Origin of the sequence: Mycobacterium decipiens (assembly GCF_963853665.1) — a bacterium.
Classification (GTDB): Bacteria; Actinomycetota; Actinomycetes; order Mycobacteriales; family Mycobacteriaceae; genus Mycobacterium; species Mycobacterium decipiens.
Window position 1 is genome coordinate 4891869 of sequence record NZ_OY970459.1, and the last position, 22327, is coordinate 4914195.

Sequence of the window (22327 nt, forward strand, 5' to 3'; positions counted from 1 at the left end):
GCCTAGCGACATGCCAGTGGTGAAGATCAACGCAATCGAGGTGCCCGCGGACGCTGGCCCCGAGCTGGAGAAGCGTTTCGCCCACCGCGCGCATGCGGTCGAGAACTCTCCAGGTTTTCTCGGCTTTCAGCTACTGCGTCCGGTCAAGGGCGAAGACCGCTACTTCGTGGTGACGCACTGGGAGTCCGAAGAAGACTTCCAGGCGTGGGCGACTGGACCCGCCATCGAAGCCCATGCCGGTCACCGGGCCAACCCGGTGGCAACGGGCGCGTCGCTACTGGAATTCGAGGTTGTGATGGATGTCGCCGGCACCGGTAAGGCCGACTAGCCGCAGCGCGGCGCGGCGCCGTCTGCTGGCCCGGATATTCGCATGGAGCAGCGCCGCTGCGCTGGTCGTCGCGCTGGCTCCGGGTTGCGCATCCTCCCCTGAGTCGAGTGCGAATGCGGCGAATCCGGGGACCCGGATCGACACCCGAACCCCACCCGGTGTCCGAGCCCAGCAGACCATGGACATGCTCAACTCCGACTGGCCGATCGGCCCGCTCGGTGTTCGCACCCTGGCCGCGCCCGACCTGGTCGACAAGGTCACGACCACCATGGAAGAGCTGTGGTGGGATCGCCCGTTCGCCTTCGACGGCGTCGATATCGGCGCCAGTGTGGCCACGCTGCACCTCATCTCCTCCTACGGCGGGCACCAAGACATCCGCATTCATACCGACGACGGCGGCTGGGTCGACCGGTTCGACGTCGAAACGCAGGCACCGTCGATCACTTCGTGGCGCGACGTCGACGCCGTCCTCAGCAAGACCGGCGCCCGCTACTCATACCAGGTCGCCAAAGTCGACAACCGTCATTGTGACCCGGTGGCGGGCAGCAACACCGGCGAGTCTTTGCCGTTGGCATCGATTTTCAAGTTGTACGTACTGCATGCGCTGGCAAGTGCGCTCCGGGACGGAACCGTGACCTGGGATGATCTGTTGACCGTCACCGCCAAGAGTAAAGCCGTGGGCTCCTCGGGCCTGGAGCTGGCACCCGGAGCACGGGTTTCGGTTCGCACGGCCGCCGAGAAGATGATCGCCACCAGCGACAACATGGCCACCGACTTGCTGATCGAGAGGTTGGGCACGCACGCCATCGAGGATGCGCTGGCCACTGCCGGCCATCACGATCCGGCCAGCATGACGCCATTCCCCACGATGTACGAGCTGTTCTCCGTCGGCTGGGGTAAGCCAGATCTGCGTGAGAAGTGGAAGCATGCGCCCCAACAGGTCCGTGCCCAGATACTGTTGCAGGCCAATTCGACTCCCTACCAACCCGACCCGACACGCGCCCACACTCCGGCCTCAAACTACGGCGCGGAATGGTATGGCAGTGCCGAAGATATCTGCCGTGTACACGCGGCCCTGCAAGCCGACGCGGTCGGCCGGGCCGCACCCGTCACACAGATCCTGTCCGCTGTCCCGGGTATCGGGTTGAATCGTGACGAATGGCGGTACATCGGCGCGAAGGCCGGTGGCCTACCGGGCGACCTGACGTTCAGCTGGTACGCCGTCGACAAGACACAGCAGCCGTGGGTGGTCAGCTTTCAGCTGAACTGGCCCCGCGATCACGGACCTACCGTGACCGGCTGGATGCTGCAGGTCGCCAAGCAGGTCTTCGCGCTGATAGCGCCTCGATAGGCGGCTGCGACCCGAGAAGCGGCGTGATCGACACACCGCCATGGCTGCCGGGGCCGATGGCCGCCGTTCGCCACGCGGTGCGTAACGACCGACCGCCCTACCTCGACGAGATCTATGAGACGTTTCGACGCCTGCGCGCTCGATGACCGATTCGCGCCGGCTCACCGATCGGAGGAGGCGCACCGTGGGATGGACCGGCGACCCGGTTTGGCTCGAGGAGGTGCTGCGGCCAGCGCTCGGCGAGCGCCTGCGGGTGCTCGACGGCTGGCAGGAACGCGGACACGGGTACTTTCGCGACATCCGTGGCGTGATGTGGCACCACACCGGCAACTCGCGCGAGACCGCGAAAAGCATCGCCCGCGGCCGGCCCGACCTGCCCGGCCCGCTGTCCAACCTGCACATCGCGCATAGCGGTGTCGTGACGATCGTCGCGGCAGGTGTGTGCTGGCACGCCGGCCGCGGCTCCTACCCGTGGTTACCGACCGACAACGCCAACTGGCACATGATTGGCGTCGAGTGCGCGTGGCCAACCATCCGGCGTGACGGCTCCTACGATGCCGGTGAGCGTTGGCCGGACGCGCAGATCGTGAGCATGAGAGACGTCGCGGCGGCGCTCACGCTCAGGCTCGGCTACGGGCCCGAGCGCAATATCGGGCACAAGGAGTATGCCGGGGCGGCCCAAGGCAAATGGGATCCCGGAAACCTGTCGATGGATTGGTTTCGCGCCGAGGTGGCCAAGGACATGCGAGGCGAGTTCGACCGCGAAGTCATACCGCCGCCGGTGCAGATCGCCCCTCCGCCCACCCTGCCCAAGCCGCGCAACCCGCGCGACGATCGCACCCTCCTCGAGGAGGTATGGGACCAGCTGCGCGGCATCGAGGGCCGGGGCTGGCCCGTACTCGGTGACAAGACGATCGTCGACTACCTTGCCGAGCTCGGCAGGAAGGTCGACGCCCTAGCCGCAAAACTCGAGCCAGACCTGACCTCGGCAGCGGCGGTCGCCGACCCGCGCGAGGGCGTCGACCGGGGCGGGCCCAAACGCGACGAGGGCAAACGGTAGCGGCACCGCTCAACGCCATTAACCGGGCAGCCGTGAGCCTATCGCCGCAGCGGCCGACGGTCGAGATTGCCGCCCAACCCGACCGACCGGACCCAGACCGCGCTACTCCGCGGCTGTCCCCTGGCCGCCCGCGCTGTGGGCTCCGGCCTTCGCCAGATCCGGCTCCGCCGGCGGCTTGCGCGTCCCGGTGAAGGTGAACACCGCATCTTCGCCGGGGCCTTCGCCGTCCCAGTTGTCCACGTCGACGGTGACCACCTGTCCGGGCCCGACCTCCTCGAAGAGGATCTTCTCCGAAAGCTGGTCCTCGATCTCGCGCTGGATGGTGCGCCGCAGCGGGCGGGCACCCAACACCGGATCGAAACCACGCTTGGCCAGCAGCGATTTGGCCGCGTCGGTCAACTCCAGCGCCATGTCCTTGCTCTTCAGCTGGCCGGCGACCCGGCTGATCATCAGATCGACCATCCGGATGATCTCCTCGCGAGTCAGCTGGTGGAAGACGATGATGTCGTCGATGCGGTTGAGGAACTCCGGGCGGAAGTGCTTCTTCAGCTCGTCGTTGACCTTCTGCTTCATCCGCTCATAGTCGTTCTCACCGCCACCCTGGGAGAAGCCCAGGCCAACCGGCTTGGAGATGTCGGAGGTGCCGAGGTTGGACGTGAAGATCAGCACGGTGTTCTTGAAGTCCACCGTGCGCCCCTGCCCATCGGTGAGCCGGCCGTCCTCGAGAACCTGCAACAGACTGTTGTAGATCTCCTGGTGTGCCTTCTCGATCTCGTCGAACAGCACCACAGAGAACGGCTTGCGCCGAACCTTCTCGGTGAGCTGGCCGCCCTCCTCGTAGCCGACGTATCCCGGCGGAGCGCCGAACAGCCGCGACGCGGTGAACCGGTCGTGGAACTCGCCCATGTCAATCTGGATGAGCGCGTCGTCGTCGCCGAACAGGAAGTTGGCCAGCGCCTTGGACAGTTCGGTCTTACCGACACCCGACGGGCCGGCGAAGATGAACGAACCCGACGGGCGCTTGGGATCCTTCAACCCGGCGCGGGTTCGACGGATCGCCTTGGAAACAGCGCGGACGGCATCCTCTTGCCCGATGATCCGCTTGTGGATCTCGTCTTCCATGCGCAGCAGGCGGGTGGTCTCGGCCTCGGTGAGCTTGAACACCGGGATACCCGTCCAGTTGCCCAGCACCTCGGCGATCTGCTCATCGTCCACCTCGGCGACCACATCGAGATCGCCTGAACGCCATTGCTTTTCGCGCTCGGCGCGCTGAGCGACCAGCGTCTTCTCCCGGTCACGCAGGCTGGCGGCCTTCTCGAAGTCCTGGGCGTCGATCGCCGATTCCTTCTCCCGGCGCGCCTCGGCGATCTTCTCGTCGAACTCGCGCAGGTCCGGCGGCGCCGTCATCCGACGAATACGCATCCGCGCCCCCGCCTCGTCGATCAGGTCGATCGCCTTGTCGGGCAGGAACCGGTCGTTGATGTAGCGGTCGGCCAGGGTGGCGGCGGCCACCATCGCCGAATCGGTGATCGACACCCGGTGGTGGGCCTCGTACCGGTCGCGCAGACCCTTGAGGATCTCGATGGTGTGCTCCACCGTCGGCTCGCCGACCTGCACCGGCTGGAACCGGCGCTCCAGCGCGGCATCCTTCTCGATGTACTTGCGGTATTCGTCGAGCGTGGTGGCGCCGATCGTTTGAAGTTCACCCCGAGCGAGTTTCGGTTTCAGGATCGACGCGGCATCGATCGCGCCCTCGGCGGCACCGGCTCCGACTAGCGTGTGCAGCTCGTCGATGAACAGGATGATGTCACCGCGGGTGTTGATCTCCTTGAGCACCTTCTTCAGGCGTTCCTCGAAGTCACCCCGGTAGCGCGAGCCTGCGACCAACGATCCCAGGTCCAGCGTGTAAAGCTGCTTGTCCTTGAGCGTCTCGGGAACCTCGCCGTGCACGATGGCCTGCGCGAGTCCTTCGACCACGGCCGTCTTACCGACACCGGGCTCGCCGATCAGCACCGGATTGTTCTTGGTGCGCCGGCTCAACACCTGCATCACCCGCTCGATTTCCTTCTCGCGGCCGATGACGGGGTCCAGCTTGCCTTCCATCGCGGCCGCCGTCAGGTTACGGCCGAACTGGTCGAGCACCAATGAAGTAGACGGGCTGCCGGATTCGCCGCCCCGGCCACCAGTGCCGGCTTCGGCGGCCTCCTTGCCCTGGTAGCCGGACAGCAGCTGGATCACCTGCTGGCGCACCCGGGTCAGCTCAGCGCCCAGCTTGACCAGCACCTGCGCGGCCACGCCCTCACCCTCCCGGATAAGGCCCAGCAAAATGTGCTCGGTACCGATGTAGTTGTGACCAAGCTGCAGCGCCTCGCGCAGGCTCAGCTCCAGAACCTTCTTGGCGCGAGGGGTGAACGGGATGTGGCCCGACGGCGCCTGCTGGCCCTGGCCGATGATCTCCTCGACCTGGCTGCGAACGCCTTCCAGCGAGATCCCCAGCGACTCCAGCGACTTCGCTGCCACGCCTTCGCCTTCGTGGATCAGACCCAACAGGATGTGCTCGGTGCCGATGTAATTGTGGTTGAGCATCCGGGCCTCTTCCTGCGCCAGGACGACGACCCTGCGGGCACGATCGGTAAATCGTTCGAACATCGGTGGTTACCTGCTCTCCCTCACCATTGGGCACTCCGTCCTGCTAGGACCGTGTCGGCACCGGGGCCGACACCGTGTACCTGCCGTCCACTGTAATGGTCGGCCTGCCAGGGTTCCTAACCTCGCAGTGCCTTCTCAGTTCCGGACCGCGGGGCCAAACTCTCCGTTGAACGGAACCGCACCTAGATAAACGAGAAAAACCACCGAAGCGTTTCCCGCGTTGACCGGCGATCAGTTCGCCACCAGCGAACACCGAGAGAAAATGGCAAAGCACCGGCGCCCAGGCTGGAGCCTGGGCGCCGGTTACCGTGCATTAGGTCGCAGCGTGGAATGCGTCGATGACGTCGGCCGGGATACGGCCACGCGTCGATACATTGTGCCCGTTGCGGCGAGCCCATTCACGGATCGCCGCGCTCTGCTCACGGTCGATCGCGCCGCGGCCACGTCCGGAGCCGGAGCGCCCGCGCCGGCGCCCGCCGACGCGACGACCGGCTGCCACCCACTGCTTCAGATCGCCGCGCAGTTTCGTGGCATTCTTGGTCGAAAGGTCAATCTCATAGGTCACCCCGTCAAGCCCAAATTCGACCGTTTCGTCGGCGGCGCCTGAACCGTCGAAATCGTCGACCAAGGTGACGGTTACTTTCTTCGCCATTCGCTTACCCTCGCGTTTCTTCCTGTGCAGTATGGATAGACTCCCCGGACACTAATCTGCCATAAGTACGCAGAATACTCAATCCAGACACCCGCAGTTCAGTTGGAGTGCGGCCGAACAATCGGGAACAATACAGTCTCCCTAATTGACAACCCAGTCAAAGTCATCAACAGCCGGTCGATACCCATTCCGGTTCCGGTGCATGGCGGCATCCCGTACTCGAGAGCGGCCAGAAAATCCTCGTCAAGCGCCATCGCTTCGTCATCGCCGGCGGCTGCGGCGCGAGCCTGATCCGCGAATCGATCGCGCTGGACTACGGGGTCGTTTAATTCCGAGTACCCGGTGGCCAGTTCGACTCCGCGCAAGTAGAGGTCCCACTTCTCCGTTACGCCGGGGATACTGCGGTGCTGACGGGTCAAAGGCGTTGTCTCCACCGGAAAATCTTTGACAAATGTGGGTGCGGTCAAGGCCATGCCCACCGTGTGCTCCCAGAGTTCCTCGACGAGTTTGCCGTGACCTAAGCCACGGTTGTCATGAATCGGTGGGATTTTCTCCAGGCCGAGGTTATCTGCGATCTCACGTAAGCGATCGACCGTCGTCTGCGGTGTGATCTCTTCGCCGAGCGCCGCGGACAGTGACGGGTACATTTGTATAGTCGCCCATTCGCCGTCGATGTCGTAGACACTGCCGTCGGGCAGTGGCAGTTGTCTGGTTCCGATCGCCTCGTCGGCGACCTCTTGAATAAGCTCTCGGGTGACGACTGCCGAATCGTCATAGGTTCCGTAGGTCTGGTAGGTCTCCAGCATGGAGAATTCCGGGGAATGCGTAGAATCGGCTCCTTCGTTTCGGAACACTCGATTAAGTTCGAAGACCTTGTCGAAACCACCCACGATGCAGCGTTTGAGGAACAGTTCCGGCGCGATACGCAGGTAAAGATCGATGTCCAGCGCATTGGAATGAGTGATGAACGGCCGCGCCGCCGCGCCACCGGCCAACGTCTGCAAGATAGGCGTCTCGACTTCCAAAAACCCGCGGCGTTCCAGCGCCGTCCGTATCGCACGGACGACGGCTATCCGCAGCCGGGCCACACCGCGCGCCTGCGGGCGAACGATCAGGTCCACGTAGCGCTGCCGAACTCGCGACTCTTCACCCATCTCCTTGTGCGCCACGGGCAGCGGCCGCAGCGACTTGGCGGCGATCCGCCAGCAGTCCGCCAGGACAGACAGCTCACCACGGCGCGAACTGATCACGGTGCCGTGCACGTAGACGATGTCGCCCAGATCGACGTCGGCCTTCCACGCGTCGAGTGCCACCTGGCCGACCTTGTCGAGGCCGATCATCACCTGCAGCTGGGCACCATCGCCGTCCTGGAGTGTGGCAAAGCACAACTTTCCCGAGTTGCGCGCGAAGATCACCCGGCCCGCGACCCCGACGACGTCATCGGTCGCCGAATCGATGGGCAAGTCGGGGTAGGCGGCGCGAATCTCGGCGAGCGTGTGGGTGCGCTGCACCGCGACGGGGTAAGGGTCACTCCCCTGCGCCAGCAGGCGAGCACGCTTGTCCCGGCGAATCCGGAACTGCTCGGGAAGGTCTGCTGGGTCGGCGGCACTCACGACGTGCCAGCTTAAATGAACCGAGGCGGCGCCGAGATCGCGGCACGGTCGGTGGTGCGAATAATCGCTACCACTGCGGCGATCTCGCTGAAGAACGGCTCAGTGCGCTGTCCTGAGCCGGCCGCGCTGGGCGTCCCGGTTGCGCTCGAACACAAGCCGCAGGCCATGCAGGGTCAGGTGCTGGTCGTAGTGGGCGACGGTGTGCAGTTCCGGCAGCAGCAGCGGCCCGGTGTACCCGGTGGCCACGATCGCGACGTCCCCGCCGGAGAAGCCGTTGACGTCCTCGCGGATGCGGCCGACCAAGCCGTCGACCAGTCCGGCGAAGCCGAACACCGCACCGGCCTGCATACATTCGACCGTGTTCTTGCCGACCACCGAACGTGGGCGCGCCAACTCGACCCGACGCAGCGCGGCAGAGCGGGCCGCCGCGGCATCGGAAGACACCTGCACCCCAGGCGCGATTGCCCCCCCAAGAAATTCACCCTTGGCCGAAACGACATCAACACAGATCGATGATCCGAAGTCGACGACGATGGCGGCCTTCCTGAACCGGTCAAAGGCGGCCAAACAGTTCACGATCCGATCGGCGCCCACTTCTTTCGGGTTGTCCACCAGCAGGGGGATACCGGTGCGTACGCCGGGCTCGATCAACACGTGGGGCACTGTCGGCCAGTACTGGTCGAGCATGATCCGCACCTCGTGCAGCACAGACGGGACGGTGGACAGGGCGGCAGTACCGGTGAGCCGCTCGGAGTCCTCGCCGATCAAGCCGTCGATCGTGAGCGCCAGTTCGTCCGCCGTGACTTCGGATTCGGTGCGTATCCGCCACTGCTGCACTACTTTTGCGTGCTCTCCGGTTCCAGACAGTAGCCCGACGACGGTGTGAGTGTTGCGGACGTCGATCGCCAGCAGCACGGTTATCGCGCACCGATCCGGGGGTCTAGCAGCTGCCCCACTTCGGGTATATCGAGCGCGGGCACAAAGGCCGGATCGTGGCCCAGGTCGATCTGCTTGTTGTGCGCGTCGACGAACACGATCCGCGGCTGGTAGGCGCGGGCCTCGGCGTCCTCCATGGTTCCGTACGCGATCAGGATCACCAGATCTCCTGGATGCACCAGATGCGCTGCGGCACCATTGATTCCCAGCACGCCGCTGCCACGCTCGCCGGTGATCGCGTAGGTGACCAGCCGGGCGCCGTTGTCGATGTCGACAATGGTTACCTGTTCGCCTTCGAGCAGGTCGGCGGCGTCCATCAAGTCGGCGTCGATGGTCACCGATCCGACGTAGTGCAGGTCGGCCTGCGTGACGGTGGCACGGTGGATCTTCGACTTCAGCATCGTCCGTAACATCAGTTCCTCCAAGGTGATTCAACGGGCTGCGCCCGACGTCCGTCCGGCCCCACGGTTTGCCGCCCGTCGGTGCCGGCGAGAGTTCCAATTTCAATTGCGATGTTGTCCAGCAGCCTGGTGGTGCCGAGCCGGGCGGCAACCAGCAGCCGACCGGAACCGTTGAGCGGTACCGGACCTAGCCCGGCGTCGCGCAGTTCCAGGTAATCGACCGCCACGCCGGGCGCAGCGTCTAGCACCGCGCGAGCGGCATCCAGCGCGGCCTGCGCACCAGCCGTTGCCGCGTGCGCCCCGGCCGTCAGCGCCGCGGAGAGCGCCACCGCCGCTGCACGCTGGGCCGGGTCCAGGTAGCGGTTACGCGACGACATCGCCAGCCCGTCGGCTTCGCGCACCGTCGGCACCCCAACCACCTGGACGTCGACGTTGAGGTCCGAGACCATCTGCCGGACCAGCACCAGCTGCTGGTAGTCCTTCTCGCCGAAGAACACCCGATCCGGGCGCACGATCTGCAGCAGCTTCAGCACGACCGTCTGCACGCCAGCGAAATGGGTTGGCCGCGGTCCGCCCTCGAGTTCGGCGGCCAGCGGACCGGGTTGCACCGTGGTGCGCAGGCCATTGGGATACATCGCCGCGGCGGTCGGGGCAAAAACCATTTCCACACCTTCGGCGCGCAACTGGGCCAGGTCGTCGTCCAGGGTACGGGGATAGGCGTCCAGGTCTTCCTCGGCACCGAATTGCAGCGGGTTGACGAAGATCGACACCACGACCACCGAGCCGGGCACTCGTTTGGCCGCACGTACCAAGGCGAGGTGTCCGTCATGCAGCGCACCCATGGTCGGCACCAACATCACTCGCCGGCCGGTGTGTCGCAGTGCGCGACTGACGTCGGTGGCATCGCGGGGCTGAACGTAGACGTTGAGTTCGCCCGGGTTGAAGGTAGGCGGCTTCGTCGCGTTCACCGCGCCAGAACCTCGAGGACGTCCTCGGGCGCGTGGGCGCGTTGCGCGGTCCGCAGCGCGTTCACCCGATATGCCTGGGTCAGTTCCGGGTCGACCTCCGCCAATGCGGCCAGATGCCCGGCGACGGCGGCCGCATCGCCGCGGGCGACCGGCCCGGTGAGGGCGGCCTGCCCGCGCTGCAGCGTGTTCTCCAGCGCCGCCCGGGCCAACGGCCCAATGACGCGTTCGGCGATCCCACCCGGTTGGTTGTCGATGCGTTGCTGGCCGAGCAGCTCGCCCCCGCGCAGGGCGGTGCGCAACGCTTCGAGAGCGTCCGCCAGCACGGTCACGATGTGATTGCTCGCATGGGCCAGCGCCGCATGGTAGAGGACGCGGGCGTCCTCGCGCACCGAGAACGGCTCCCCACCCATCTCGAGAACCAGTGACTGCCCGATCGCGTACCCGACATCGTCAGCCGCGGTGATCCCGAAGCACGTGTCTGGCAGCCGGCTGATGTCCTCGTCGGAGCCGGTGAACGTCATCGCCGGGTGAATCGCCAGTGGCATACAGCCCTGTTCGGTCAGCGGCGCCAGGATGCCGATCCCGTTGACACCGGAGGTGTGCGCCACGATCGTTTGAGGCCGCACCGCCGAGGTGGCGGCCAAGCCGGAAACCAGGCCGGCAAGTTCGCTGTCGGTAACCGCCAGCAGCAGCAGCTCGGCGCTGGCGGCCACGTCCGGCGGGGGCAGTACCGGGGTGTCGCGCAGCCGCCGCTGCGCACGCTGCCGGGACGCATGGGAGATGGCGCTGCACGCCACCACAACGTGGTCGGCGCGCTCCAGCGCAACCCCTAACGCGGTGCCAACCCGGCCGGCCGAGATGATTCCCACCTTGAGCCTGGCCGGGCGCAAACCGTCGAGCTGCTCCATAGCAGACGACCTCACAGGTTTCTTCGTTCGTTCCAGTCCCACACTTCGTCGGGTACCGGACGGTCACCAAGACTGTAGTCGATTTGTGCGGCAGGACCCAGCTAGCCGCCACGGCGGCGCCGCCGGCCGCCTCCGGTCGACTCCACCTGAAGCCGCGCCATCAGGTCGGCGACCGACTGGCCACCAATCTGCGGGTCCCGCGAATGCGAGCCACCCGAGCCATCCACCGGTGTGTCCTCACTGCGGTGCCGGGACACGGGCTCAGGAAGTGGCGGCGGGGCCATGCGGGGTGGCGGCGGGGCGTCCGGCGCTGGCGGCGGGGGCTCACCGAGCCCGGCGCCCGCCGGGGCCCCGACGTCAGGGTCGCGGTACTCCGCCGAATGACGCGACCGGCGGCCGGACGCACCGTATTGCGGTGCGTGCTCAACGTGGGCGAGCGGGTTGTAGCCCTGGTCTTCGGGACTGGCATGCCGAGCACGGCGCCGGCGGCCCGACGGCGGGGCGGCCGGGGTGGTTTCGGGTTCGACGGATGGCCAATGGCCGCCGGGTGTCCCGGGAGGCAGCCATTGCCCGTGATCGGCGACCGGCTGCTGCCAGGTTGATGGTTCCGGTTGCGGCGGCGGCCGGTGCTGCGGTTCGAACCGCGGACCGGGTGGCGCCGGTGGCCGAGGCTCATAGTGCCGCCCGACCCACTCCTGCGTGTGTATGGGCTGCGGGGGCGACAACAGCGGTCCGCTGCTAACCGGTGGTACCCCCACCTCGGGCACATCGATGATCGAGGTGTCGTCGGTGCGGCTGGCCGCATCCCCGTGCTGAACCGGCGTAACGCGATCGCTGGACACCCAGTCTGCCGGTGGGCCTTCACCATTGGGGGGCCGATCGCTCAAGGCGCGCGCGGTGCTGGCCTCCCCCTCCAGGGTTCCGAGGGCCGGTCGGTGTTGGAGGTCGGCGTCGAACAAGATCTCCAGGCTGGTTCGCAGCGCGGCCAACTCGGCCCGCAGCGCCGCTACCTCGTCGGCGGCCTGACCGCGCAACTCCGAGGCCAGTTCCCGACGCAGCTGCGACTCCACGGTCAGCTCGTACTCACGGCGCGCCGAGATCTCGCGATCCAACTGAAGGTCGTAGACCAGTTTCAAGTCACGCGCCCGCGCCTGGTCCGCGTCGCTCTGCCGGCGGTAGAACACCGACACGAACGCACCGGCGACTGCGGCCCACAGCGCCAGGATCACAGCGAGCTTGAGAAGTTCCGCGCGATTGGTGAAAACCAAGGCGGAACTCGCGGCAATTGCCAGGACCAGCAACGCCGTCAAGAGCACCCAACCCGGCCTGCGGCCGCCGCGCCGGACCCGGGCGCCGCGGGACAGAACGGTCATGGCCTGACTGTACCCGGACGAGGTCAATCCGCGTGTCGCGCCGGTCCGGCGATTCACACCTGGCTGGACTGGGGCGTCAATCCGAGCGAATTCGCCGCGTCGACGAGCCCTCATTCAGCGCCCGCTGCGCGGCCAGCAACGTCGTCGAGCGAAGCCCGTGGCCCGGCTGGGCCGCGGCGACGTGTCCGCCGGCATCGTCGAGCGGGCTTAGCTTTCCGAGCCCTCACCGCGCTCGGTCGGGTCCTGCGGAGACTTGCAGCAATGTTGCAGCCACAGCGCGGCAACCACCAACGCCAGCGCGCTGGCGGCAGCCACCACCGTGCCGGTGGTGTCCTCGGCGGCTGCCCGCAGCCACGACCGCCGCGGTAGGAAGTACCCCAGCACCCCGATCCACCAACCCAGCACCAGCGCACCCACCCACGCCGAGGCCTTTGCGACCATCAGGCTGCGTGCCACCGCAAGAGGGTGCAGCCAGCCGGGACCGTCGCCGATTTCGCCATCGCTGATCTTGGCCCGCACGTAGCGAGCCCACAGCGCCTCGGCGATAGCGACCGCCAGCAGGGACAAACCGGTCCACACCGTGATCGGTGGGAACCACCGATACAGCACCACCACCAGCAGATAACCCACCACCGCAGCGCCGATCACCGCGGCCGTCAGGTCACGTTTGCGGGTCGGTCCCATCAGCTTTCCGGTTCCGGATTGGCTGCACGTCTGCCATTCAGATTCAACGCCGCACCGAACAACCGGACACCGTCCCGCTCGGCAGGCTCCAGCTCGGCCAGCAGCTGGGCAACGGGCCGCGGGTCCCCGGCCACTGTCAGCCGCGCCGCCGGGTCGGCGGCAATCCACGGGATCAACACGAAGGCCCGCAGATGGGCCAGCGGGTGCGGCACGGTGAGGTTGGTCTCGCGCACGGTCAGCTCGACCAGACGCTTCCCGGCCCGGTAGCAGGCGATCAGGTCGACGTCGAGATCGCGTGGGCCCCAACGCTGGCCACGCACCCTGCCGGCAGCGCGCTCGAACTCCTGCGCGCGACGCAACCACTCCTGCGGTTCGCAGGCAGGATCGTCGGCGATCAGCACCGCGTTGAGGAACGGCCCCTGGTCCACCCCACCCCAGGGGTCCGTCTCATATACCGGGGACGCCGCAACCAAGGCATCGCCGAGCCCGTCGACCACCGACTGCAGTCGTGCCAGGCGGTCCCCCAGGTTGGAGCCGACGGACAGCACTACCCGCGTCATACCGACCCGCCCGCCGGGATCACCGAACCGCGGCCGCCACGCCGCGACCGCCGAATCACCACCGCCACATCATCGAACATCTGCGGAATGGGGGCCTGCGGCTTGTGTACCGCCACCTCAACGGCATGGACCCGCTCGTCGTCCATGACGTGGTCGGCGATCTGGGCTCCGACCGTTTCGATCAGGTTGTGCGACGGTCCGGCGACTATGTCGGCCGCTCGCGAAGCCAGCTGCGCGTAGTCATAGCTGTCGGCCAGATCGTCGCTCTTGGCGGCATCGGCCAGGTCTATCCACACGGTGACATCGACGACAAACCGCTGCCCGGCGACTCGCTCGTGGTCATACACGCCGTGGCGGCCGTGCACAGTCAGGCCGCGCAACTCGATTCGGTCAGCCATCGTGTCCGGTCCTTTCCGCCGCCATCCACGCTTCGACGACCTTGATGGCATCGACCGAGGCCCGCACATCGTGCGCCCGCACACCCCAGACTCCGTACTGCGCGGCCAGCGCGGATATCACCGCCGTCGCGGTGTCACGCCCATCGGTTGGTCGCACCGCGCCATCGGACCCGGCTAGCAACTCACCGAGGAAGCGCTTGCGCGAAGCACCCAGTAGCACCGGGATTCCAGTGGCCACCAGCTCCGGAAGGGCCCGCAGGAGCGCCCAATTATGCTGCGCCGTCTTGGCGAATCCGAGCCCGGGATCGATCACCAGCCTTGCCGGGTCGACGCCGGCCGCCACCGCGTCGGCGACGCTGGCGAGCAGGTCGGCACGCACTTCGGCCGCCACGTTGCCGTAGCGCGGCGGCAAATGCGGGGTGTCGGCCGCTACCGGCCGCCAGTGCACCAACACCCACGGCACACCGGCCTCGGCCAACAGCGGCCCCATGGCCGGATCGGCCCGCCCACCCGACACATCGTTGACTATCTGAGCGCCGCTCTGCAGCGCCGCCTGTGCGACATCCGCGCGCATAGTGTCAATGCTGACGGTGATGCCCTGTGCTGCAAGCTCTTTGACGACGGGCATGACACGAGACATCTCCACTGCCGGGTCGACCCGAGGAGCACCGGGCCGGGTCGACTCGCCTCCGACGTCGACGATGCCCGCGCCTTCGGCAGCCATTGCCAGGCCGTGCTCGACCGCATCGTCAAGGTCGAGATAGCGCCCGCCGTCCGAGAACGAGTCGTCCGTGACGTTCAGAACACCCATCACCTGCACGGGCGCCGGACTCACTTGCGCAAGATGAGGTCGAGCGCTTCGGCTCGAGAAGCGGCGTTGGTCTTGAACAGGCCACGCACCGCCGACGTTGTGGTGACCGAGCCTGGCTTGCGCACCCCGCGCATGGCCATGCACAGGTGCTCGGCCTCGATCACGACGATTACCCCCTGCGGATCCAGCTTCTGCATTAGGGCATCGGCGACCTGACTCGTTAGCCGCTCCTGCACCTGCGGCCGTTTAGCGTACAGATCGACCAGCCGCGCGATCTTCGACAAGCCGGTCACCCTGCCGTCGTCGCCGGGGATGTAGCCGACATGGGCCACACCGTGGAACGCCACCAGATGGTGTTCGCAGGTGGAGTACATCGGGATTTCCTTGACCAACACCAGCTCGTCGTGATCTTCGTCAAACATGGTGTTCAGCACCGAGTCGGGGTCGGTGTAGAGCCCGGCGAACATCTCGCGATAAGCCCGGGCGACGCGAGTCGGGGTGGCTACCAAGCCGTCGCGATCGGGATCCTCCCCGATCGCGTACAACAACTCGCGGACCGCGGCCTCGGCACGTTCTTGGTCGAACACACACACACGACGAGACGAGGTGCGGGAATCTAGCTGTGACATCGAATGCTCCAATTGTCAGCCGTGGGCCGGCTTGGACCCACTCACCTCGTCATCCTGCTCCTCCGCGGACTCGTCGGCATCCGGTTTGGCTTGACCGGTCGGATAGGGCTGACCCGGATACGTCGGTGCCGGCTCCCCGGCATAGCTGGGCCGACGAGACGACTTCGGCGGCCAGCCCGGCGCGTGCCAGCCGGCCGGGGCGCCATAATCGGGCTGAGTGGAGCCGTGCTGACGATCACCGGACCCGTGGCTTCCGGCGGGAGAACCGTTGGCCCCGGTTCCGGTTTGGCCGGCCTCCGACTGCGCGGCTTGCGCGGCCTCGGCGGCCTGGGTAGCTTGCGCGATCGCTGCCTTGAACGCGGGCTCGGGGACCGGCTGGGGCCACGGTTCGCCGCGCTCGATCGCCAGCTCGCCCGGCGTCTTGATGGGCGGTTTGTCCGACGGGATCCGGCCACCGAAATCGTCGAACATGGTGAGGCGGGGCCGCTTTTCGACGTCGCCGAAGATGGCCTCCAACTCGGGTCGGTGCAGCGTTTCCTTTTCCAGCAACTCACCCGCCAAGGTGTCGAGCACGTCGCGGTACTCGGTGAGGATCTCCCACGCTTCGGTGTGCGCCGCCTCGATGAGCTTGCGGACTTCTTCGTCGATTTCCCGGGCAACCTCATGGGAGTAGTCCGGCTGGGTGCCCATGGTGCGGCCGAGGAACGGGTCGCCGTGGTCGGAGCCGTATTTGACCGCGCCAAGCTTGGAGCTCATTCCGAATTCGGTGACCATGGACCGGGCGATCTTGGTGGCCTGCTCGATATCGGACACCGCGCCGGTCGTCGGCTCGCGAAACACCAGTTCCTCAGCGGCACGCCCCCCCATCGCGAACACCAGTTGCGCAATCATTTCCGAGCGGGTCCGCAGCCCCTTGTCTTCTTCCGGCACCGCCACCGCGTGCCCGCCGGTTCGGCCGCGCGCCAGGATCGTCACCTTATAGATCGGTTCGATATCGGGCATTGCCCAAGCCGCCAGGGTGTGCCCACCCTCGTGATAGGCGGTGATCTTCTTCTCATGCTCGCTGATGATCCGGCCCTTGCGGCGCGGGCCCCCGATCACCCGATCGACCGCCTCCTCGAGGGCGGGGCCGGTGATGACCGTGCCGTTCTCGCGGGCGGTCAGCAGCGCCGCCTCGTTGATGACGTTGGCCAGGTCGGCGCCGGTCATGCCGACCGTCCGCTTGGCCAGCCCGTCCAGGTCCGCGTCGACGGCCATCGGCTTGCCTTTGGAGTGCACCCGCAGCACAGCGCGGCGGCCCGCCAGGTCGGGGTTGGACACCGGGATCTGCCGGTCGAAGCGGCCCGGGCGCAACAGCGCCGGGTCCAGGATGTCGGGCCGGTTGGTGGCCGCGATCAGGATGACGCCGGCACGGTCGCCGAAACCATCCATCTCGACCAGCAACTGGTTGAGCGTCTGCTCGCGCTCGTCGTGACCACCGCCCAGCCCGGCGCCGCGCTGGCGGCCCACCGCGTCGATCTCGTCGACGAAGATGATGCACGGGCTGTTCTGCTTGGCCTGCTCGAACAGGTCGCGCACCCGCGAGGCGCCAACGCCGACGAACATTTCGACGAAGTCGGAGCCGGAGATGGTGAAGAACGGCACCCCGGCCTCGCCGGCTACCGCACGAGCCAGCAGCGTCTTGCCGGTTCCCGGCGGCCCGTAGAGCAGCACGCCTTTCGGGATCTTGGCGCCCAGCGCCTGGTACCGCGACGGGTTCTGCAGGAAGTCCTTGATCTCGTAGAGCTCCTCGACCGCCTCGTCGACACCCGCCACGTCGGCGAAGGTGGTTTTGGGCATGTCCTTGCTCAACTGCTTGGCGCGCGACTTGCCGAAACCGAAGCCCATCCGGGCGCCGCCTTGCATGCGGGAGAACATCACAAACAGGCCCACCAGCAACAGCAGCGGCAGCACGTAGACCAGCAACTCGCCCAGGATGCTGCCTTGGTTGACGACGGTGCTGACCTTTGCGTTCTTCGCGCTGAGCGCGTTGAACAGGTCGACCGCGTACCCGGTGGGGTACTTGGTGATGACCTTGTCGGACCCGTCGGTCTCGTTGTTGCCCTTCTTCAGGGTCAACCGCAGTTGCTGCTCGCGATCGTCGATCTGCGCGCTCTTGACGTTGTCGCTGTTGATCTGCGCCATCGCCACCGAGGTATCGACGGGCTTGTAACCGCGGGTGTCGTCGCTGAAGTAGAAGAACGACCAGCCGAGCAGCACCACGACGGCGATCGCCGTTATGGTACGGATCACGTTTTTCCGGTTCATCGATCATCGGCCGTGCCGGCCAGGTCCTTCCCGATACACGCAGCTGGAAGTCCAGGCTACCGCTAGTGGCGATCGCGAACCCGGCAGAGCCGGGCGAAGCGGGTCGCCACCATCCTGCCCAGTGGCGATCGCGAACCCGGCAGAGCCGGGCGAAGCGGGTCGCCACCATCCTGCCCAGTGGCGATCGCGAACCCGGCAGAGCCGGGCGAAGCGGGTCGCCACCATCCTGCCCAGTCCAACGACGGCTATTTCCGAAAGACCCGATAGACCCCGAACGGCCACCTTGTCAGACGCCGTCTCCGCCGATCGTGCCTACTCGTAGTAGCGAGCCTCGACCACATTTCCGTCCGGATCGGCGAAGTAGTATCCCTGCGGCGCCCACCCGCGAGCTCCATAGGAACGGTTCAACCGCGCGCTGGTGTCCACACCTTCCGCCTGCAGACGCTGATCGAGCGCGTCGTACTCGGACTTCGACAGGGCCAGACAAACGTGGTTGACCGGGTGGCCGGCACTGCCCACGACCCTCGTCATCGACTCGGTAGCGGCAACGCCGGCCGCCGGCATCAGGTCGATGATTGAGTCCTCGCACACCCGAACGCTCGGGAACGGTGCATCACCGGTCGCGAACTCGCCAAACCGAACCGGCGTAAGCCCGACAACCCGTGTGTAGAAATCCATCGATGCCCGTGGATCGTTCGTCCATAAAACGATGTGGTCCAGTCGCATAGCGTCGAGTGCACCTGCCTTTACGTCAGGGTCGGACACCAAACCCCGCGAAACAAAACGCGCGCGGCTTCATAGGCGAATCTACCCGGCATGCACTTCTCAGCCAGTTGCCGTTGTGATTTGGTGAGACGGTGCATTCAAGCCTTTCCGGGACCGAGCGGTACATCGACACCAACGACGTGCGACTGCGAGTGATCGAGGCAGGGGACCGCGGCGCACCTGTGGTGATACTGGCCCACGGCTTTCCCGAACTGGCCTATTCATGGCGACACCAGATTCCCGCCCTAGCCGAAGCCGGCTACCACGTGCTGGCTCCCGATCAGCGCGGCTACGGTGGCTCGTCCCGACCGGAAGCGATCGAGGCCTACGACATTCATCAATTGACCGCCGATCTGGTTGGCCTACTCGACCACATCGGTGCCGAGCGGGCGGTCTGGATCGGCCATGACTGGGGTGCCGTCGTGGTGTGGGCCGCCCCACTGCTGCACCCCGACCGGGTCGCTGCTGTCGCCGCGTTGAGCGTTCCGGCGCTGCCCCGCGCGCAGGTGCCGCCGACGCAGGCGTTCCGCAGCACTTTCGGGGAGAACTTCTTCTACATCCTCTATTTTCAGGAGCCGGGTGTCGCCGACGCGGAACTCAACGGTGACCCGGCCCGCACGATGCGCCGGATGATCGGCGGTCTGCGGCCACCAAGTGACCAGAGCGCGGCTTTGCGGATGCTGGCGCCCGGCCCCGAAGGCTTCATCGATCGACTTCCGGAGCCGACCGGGTTGCCGGACTGGATCACTCAAGAGGAGCTCGACCATTACATCAACGAGTTCGCCCGTACCGGTTTCACCGGCGCCCTGAATTGGTACCGCAACTTCGACCGCAACTGGGAGACCACGACTGAACTCGCCGGCGCCACGATCTCCGTACCCTCGTTATTCATCGCCGGCACAGCCGATCCCGTATTGACGTTCACCCGCACCGACCGCGTTGCGGAGGTGATCAGCGGCCCGTACCGCGAGGTGATGGTCGACGGCGCCGGGCACTGGCTGCAGCAGGAGCGGCCCGACGAGGTGAACGCCACCTTGCTGGAGTTCCTCGAGGGCCTGCCAGACACGGAATGGCGATGAACGCGCCACTGCGGTTCGGCGTTTTCATCACGCCTTTCCATCCCACCGGCCAATCCCCAACGTTGGCATTGCAATACGACATGGAGCGGGTCGTTGCCCTGGACCGCCTGGGGTACGACGAAGCGTGGTTCGGCGAACACCACTCCGGCGGCTACGAGCTGATCGCCTGCCCGGAAGTATTCATCGCGGCCGCAGCGGAACGGACCAAGCACATCCGGCTGGGCACCGGAGTGGTCTCGCTGCCCTACCATCATCCGTTGATGGTGGCCGACCGTTGGGTGCTGCTGGATCACTTGACCCGCGGCCGGGTCATGTTCGGCGCCGGTCCCGGCGCGCTACCCTCGGACGCCTACATGATGGGCATCGATCCGGTCGAGCAGCGGCGGATGATGCAGGAATCCCTCGAAGCGATCCTCGCACTCCTCCGCGCCGCACCCGACGAGCGAATCGACCGTCACTCCGATTGGTTCACCCTGCGCGAAGCGCAATTGCACATCCGCCCCTACACCTGGCCCTACCCCGAAATCGCCACGGCGGCCATGATTTCGCCATCCGGTCCCCGACTGGCCGGTGCACTGGGGACGTCGCTGCTGTCACTGTCGATGTCGGTGCCCGGTGGCTACGCCGCGTTGGAAAACACTTGGGGGGTGGTGTCCGAGCAGGCCGGAAAGGCCGGCCGGGCCGAGCCGGACCGTACCGATTGGCGGGTGCTGAGCATTATGCATTTGTCGGACACCCGCGACCAGGCCATCGACGACTGCAGCTACGGGTTGCTCGATTTCTCGAAATACTTCGGCGCGGCCGGGTTCGTCCCGCTGGCTAACACCGTGGCTGGTACCCAGTCGACCCGAGAGTTCGTTGAAGAATATGCGGCCAAGGGAAATTGCTGCATCGGCACGCCCGATGACGCGATCGCCCATATCGAAGACTTGCTGGACCGGTCGGGTGGTTTCGGGACGTTGCTGTTGCTCGGCCATGACTGGGCCTCACCGCGAGCGACGTTCCACTCTTATGAGCTGTTCGCCCGCTCGGTGATTCCCTACTTCAAGGGACAGCTGGCGGCGCCGCAGGCATCGCACGAGTGGGCCAAAGGCAAGCGCGACCAGTTGATTGGCCGCGCCGGCGAGGCGGTCGTCAGGGCCATCACCGAGCATGTCGCAGAACACCAGGGAGAGCGCAGCTGATGCGCGCCGCGGTGCTGCGCGGCGGCCGCATGGTCTACCGGGACGACGCGCCGGACCCGGTACCCGGTCCGGGCCAGGTGTTGGTTGAGGTGCGGGCGTGTGGAATCTGCGGCTCTGACTTGCATTTCGCCGCCCACGGCGCCGAGGTGATCGTGTTGGGCAGTCAGCTGGCCGGGGGCGCGGGCGGTGGCACGGATGTCGATCTCAACCGCGACGTCTTCATGGGCCACGAGTTCAGCGCCCAGGTACTCGAACCCGGACCCGACACCCAAACCCAGCCAACCGGATCCCCGGTCACGTCTATGCCGGTGCTGCTGTCCGCCAGTGGCGTCGAGCCGATCGTCTACAGCAACAACACACTCGGTGGCTACGCCGAACGGATGCTGCTCTCAGCGCCGCTGTTGCTGCCCATCCCCAATGGCCTGGACCTCAAACATGCCGCGCTCACCGAACCCATGGCGGTCGGGTTGCATGCGGTCAACAAATCGAACATTGCGCCCGGCGAGACGGCCCTGGTACTCGGATGTGGGCCTATCGGCATCGCCATCATCGCGGCTCTTGCGATGCGGGGTGTTGAAACCATTGTGGCATCGGACTTTTCGCCGATGCGCCGCGACCTGGCCGCGACGATGGGGGCGCACCAGACGCTGGATCCGGCGCAAGGCTCACCGTTTGACACGGTAAAAGCCGCGGTGGTTTTCGAAGCGGTCGGGGTGCCGGGAATCATCGACGACGTCCTGCTGCGGGCGCGTCGGGGCACCCGACTGGTCGTGTCGGGGGTGTGCATGCAACCCGACACGGTGCACCCATTCTTTGCGATCGCCAAGGAGATCAGCGTGCAGTTCGTGCTCGCGTACCGCCCGGAGGAGTTCGCCGACTCGTTACGTGCCCTCGCCGAGGGCGACATCGACGTCACTCCCCTGATCACCGGCGAGGTCGGCCTCGAAGGGGTAGGCCAGGCGTTCGACGACCTGGCCGATCCCGAGCGGCACTGCAAGATTCTGGTCACCCCATAGGCATCCTGTCACTGGGCAGCGTTGGGCCGGTTCACCATTGATCAGTCTCGGTGTTTTGTGCGGGGCTGTCGTCGCTGTACCGGGTTGCGAACACTTCAGCCTCTTCCGCTGCGGCTTCTTCCGGCGATGGCAAACCCCAGGTTTTGCCCACTGATTCACGCAGCTGCGCAACGCTGCCTTCCTCTCCACCGGCCAGTTGACTCATCCTGTCGAGGATGAAGGTGTACTGCGCCGACTGCGCCTTCTTTCGCGCCAGGTCGGCGATTACCAGAATCTCAGAGGCGAGCTGCGATTCACTCATCCATGCCACCCTCTGCGAGACCTCGACACGGTCTACCCGGCCGTCCATCAGAGCCGAGACCGACACGGTGCGCTGCGGATTGGTCACCGTGAAAATCGCGATCTCTTGTTCTGCGTGCGCCTCGGCCTGATCGCTGGCGTCGTCCGCGTCGGCACCACCGTCCGGGCTCTCCGCCGACTCGAGGCCAACGATCGGGTCCGCAGTCCAGCGGTCCGCGCCGTCGGCACCCCAGAGATCGGCAGCGTCGAAATCATCGCTATCGAAGTCATTTCGCGACGACACCACCACACGGCATCCCTTCTGAATCAGTGCCCCCCGAAAACGGCGTGACCCTGCACCACGCGCAAGACGTGG

Annotated in this window: 23 protein-coding genes; 7 read left to right on the forward strand and 16 right to left on the reverse strand. The window is 66.2% G+C overall.

Annotation, left to right across the window (positions count from 1 at the left end):
• The first annotated feature begins 10 nt into the window (after positions 1 to 10).
• The 4 genes from mhuD to AADZ55_RS21545 are packed head-to-tail and all read left to right on the forward strand — an operon-like array spanning position 11 to position 2739.
• Complete coding sequence (mhuD, locus tag AADZ55_RS21530) at positions 11 to 328, forward strand: mycobilin-forming heme oxygenase MhuD (RefSeq protein ID WP_085325267.1); 318 nt, start codon at positions 11 to 13, stop codon at positions 326 to 328.
• Complete coding sequence (locus AADZ55_RS21535) at positions 300 to 1679, forward strand: serine hydrolase (RefSeq protein ID WP_085325266.1); 1380 nt, start codon at positions 300 to 302, stop codon at positions 1677 to 1679. Before mhuD ends, AADZ55_RS21535 begins: the two co-directional genes overlap by 29 nt.
• A gap of 23 nt (positions 1680 to 1702) precedes the next feature.
• Complete coding sequence (locus AADZ55_RS21540) at positions 1703 to 1825, forward strand: hypothetical protein (RefSeq protein ID WP_278248606.1); 123 nt, start codon at positions 1703 to 1705, stop codon at positions 1823 to 1825.
• Between the two features lie 38 nt (positions 1826 to 1863).
• Positions 1864 to 2739 carry a peptidoglycan recognition protein family protein gene (locus AADZ55_RS21545; RefSeq protein ID WP_242670159.1) on the forward strand — a complete coding sequence of 292 codons (876 nt, stop codon included), beginning with the start codon at positions 1864 to 1866 and terminating at the stop codon, positions 2737 to 2739.
• A gap of 102 nt (positions 2740 to 2841) precedes the next feature.
• Here the strand turns inward: AADZ55_RS21545 and clpC1 are convergent, their stop codons facing one another.
• From clpC1 to AADZ55_RS21620, 15 genes are all read right to left on the reverse strand, one after another.
• Positions 2842 to 5388, reverse strand: a complete 2547-nt coding sequence (clpC1, locus tag AADZ55_RS21550) for an ATP-dependent protease ATP-binding subunit ClpC (RefSeq protein ID WP_085325265.1) — start codon at positions 5386 to 5388, stop codon at positions 2842 to 2844.
• Between the two features lie 313 nt (positions 5389 to 5701).
• On the reverse strand, positions 5702 to 6040 hold the full coding sequence (lsr2, locus tag AADZ55_RS21555; protein WP_085325264.1) for a histone-like nucleoid-structuring protein Lsr2: 339 nt from the start codon (positions 6038 to 6040) through the stop codon (positions 5702 to 5704).
• A 98-nt stretch (positions 6041 to 6138) separates the two neighbouring features.
• Positions 6139 to 7653: a lysine--tRNA ligase gene (gene lysS, locus AADZ55_RS21560; RefSeq protein WP_085325263.1), complete on the reverse strand. Its 1515-nt coding sequence runs from the start codon at positions 7651 to 7653 to the stop codon at positions 6139 to 6141.
• A gap of 99 nt (positions 7654 to 7752) precedes the next feature.
• Positions 7753 to 8568, reverse strand: a complete 816-nt coding sequence (locus AADZ55_RS21565; protein ID WP_085325262.1) for a type III pantothenate kinase — start codon at positions 8566 to 8568, stop codon at positions 7753 to 7755.
• Positions 8569 to 8570: 2 nt separating this feature from the next.
• Positions 8571 to 9002, reverse strand: coding sequence for an aspartate 1-decarboxylase (gene panD / locus AADZ55_RS21570; RefSeq protein ID WP_085325261.1), 432 nt, complete (start codon positions 9000 to 9002; stop codon positions 8571 to 8573).
• Complete coding sequence (gene panC / locus AADZ55_RS21575) at positions 9002 to 9958, reverse strand: pantoate--beta-alanine ligase (RefSeq protein ID WP_085325260.1); 957 nt, start codon at positions 9956 to 9958, stop codon at positions 9002 to 9004. Before panC ends, panD begins: the two co-directional genes overlap by 1 nt.
• Positions 9955 to 10866, reverse strand: coding sequence for a Rossmann-like and DUF2520 domain-containing protein (locus AADZ55_RS21580; protein ID WP_085325259.1), 912 nt, complete (start codon positions 10864 to 10866; stop codon positions 9955 to 9957). The genes panC and AADZ55_RS21580 overlap by 4 nt, the downstream gene beginning before the upstream one ends.
• 101 nt (positions 10867 to 10967) lie before the next feature.
• Positions 10968 to 12239 (reverse strand): DUF6779 domain-containing protein, encoded by a 1272-nt coding sequence (locus AADZ55_RS21585; protein WP_085325258.1) that lies wholly within the window; start codon positions 12237 to 12239, stop codon positions 10968 to 10970.
• A 207-nt stretch (positions 12240 to 12446) separates the two neighbouring features.
• Positions 12447 to 12923: a DUF3180 domain-containing protein gene (locus tag AADZ55_RS21590; RefSeq protein WP_085325257.1), complete on the reverse strand. Its 477-nt coding sequence runs from the start codon at positions 12921 to 12923 to the stop codon at positions 12447 to 12449.
• Positions 12923 to 13483 carry a 2-amino-4-hydroxy-6-hydroxymethyldihydropteridine diphosphokinase gene (gene folK, locus AADZ55_RS21595; protein ID WP_085325256.1) on the reverse strand — a complete coding sequence of 187 codons (561 nt, stop codon included), beginning with the start codon at positions 13481 to 13483 and terminating at the stop codon, positions 12923 to 12925. The genes AADZ55_RS21590 and folK overlap by 1 nt, the downstream gene beginning before the upstream one ends.
• Complete coding sequence (gene folB / locus AADZ55_RS21600; protein WP_085325255.1) at positions 13480 to 13881, reverse strand: dihydroneopterin aldolase; 402 nt, start codon at positions 13879 to 13881, stop codon at positions 13480 to 13482. The genes folK and folB overlap by 4 nt, the downstream gene beginning before the upstream one ends.
• On the reverse strand, positions 13874 to 14716 hold the full coding sequence (folP, locus tag AADZ55_RS21605) for a dihydropteroate synthase (protein ID WP_085325254.1): 843 nt from the start codon (positions 14714 to 14716) through the stop codon (positions 13874 to 13876). The genes folB and folP overlap by 8 nt, the downstream gene beginning before the upstream one ends.
• The gene (folE, locus tag AADZ55_RS21610; RefSeq protein WP_085325253.1) at positions 14713 to 15321 is read right to left on the reverse strand and encodes a GTP cyclohydrolase I FolE; all 609 of its coding nucleotides are present in this window, start codon (positions 15319 to 15321) and stop codon (positions 14713 to 14715) included. The genes folP and folE overlap by 4 nt, the downstream gene beginning before the upstream one ends.
• 15 nt (positions 15322 to 15336) lie before the next feature.
• Positions 15337 to 17628 (reverse strand): ATP-dependent zinc metalloprotease FtsH, encoded by a 2292-nt coding sequence (gene ftsH / locus AADZ55_RS21615; RefSeq protein ID WP_085325252.1) that lies wholly within the window; start codon positions 17626 to 17628, stop codon positions 15337 to 15339.
• A 312-nt stretch (positions 17629 to 17940) separates the two neighbouring features.
• Entirely contained in the window at positions 17941 to 18354 is a 414-nt protein-coding gene (locus tag AADZ55_RS21620) for a VOC family protein (protein WP_085325251.1), read from the reverse strand.
• A 131-nt stretch (positions 18355 to 18485) separates the two neighbouring features.
• Here AADZ55_RS21620 and AADZ55_RS21625 point away from each other — a divergent pair, with 131 nt between their 5' ends.
• The 3 genes from AADZ55_RS21625 to AADZ55_RS21635 are packed head-to-tail and all read left to right on the forward strand — an operon-like array spanning position 18486 to position 21672.
• A complete protein-coding gene (locus AADZ55_RS21625; RefSeq protein WP_085325250.1) occupies positions 18486 to 19472 on the forward strand; it encodes an alpha/beta fold hydrolase in 987 nt (328 codons plus the stop codon).
• Positions 19469 to 20656, forward strand: coding sequence for an LLM class flavin-dependent oxidoreductase (locus AADZ55_RS21630; protein ID WP_085325329.1), 1188 nt, complete (start codon positions 19469 to 19471; stop codon positions 20654 to 20656). Before AADZ55_RS21625 ends, AADZ55_RS21630 begins: the two co-directional genes overlap by 4 nt.
• Entirely contained in the window at positions 20656 to 21672 is a 1017-nt protein-coding gene (locus tag AADZ55_RS21635) for a zinc-binding dehydrogenase (RefSeq protein WP_085325249.1), read from the forward strand. Before AADZ55_RS21630 ends, AADZ55_RS21635 begins: the two co-directional genes overlap by 1 nt.
• Positions 21673 to 21703: 31 nt before the next feature.
• Here the strand turns inward: AADZ55_RS21635 and AADZ55_RS21640 are convergent, their stop codons facing one another.
• Positions 21704 to 22258, reverse strand: coding sequence for a secretion protein EspD (locus AADZ55_RS21640; protein WP_119184970.1), 555 nt, complete (start codon positions 22256 to 22258; stop codon positions 21704 to 21706).
• Positions 22259 to 22327: the final 69 nt, after the last annotated feature.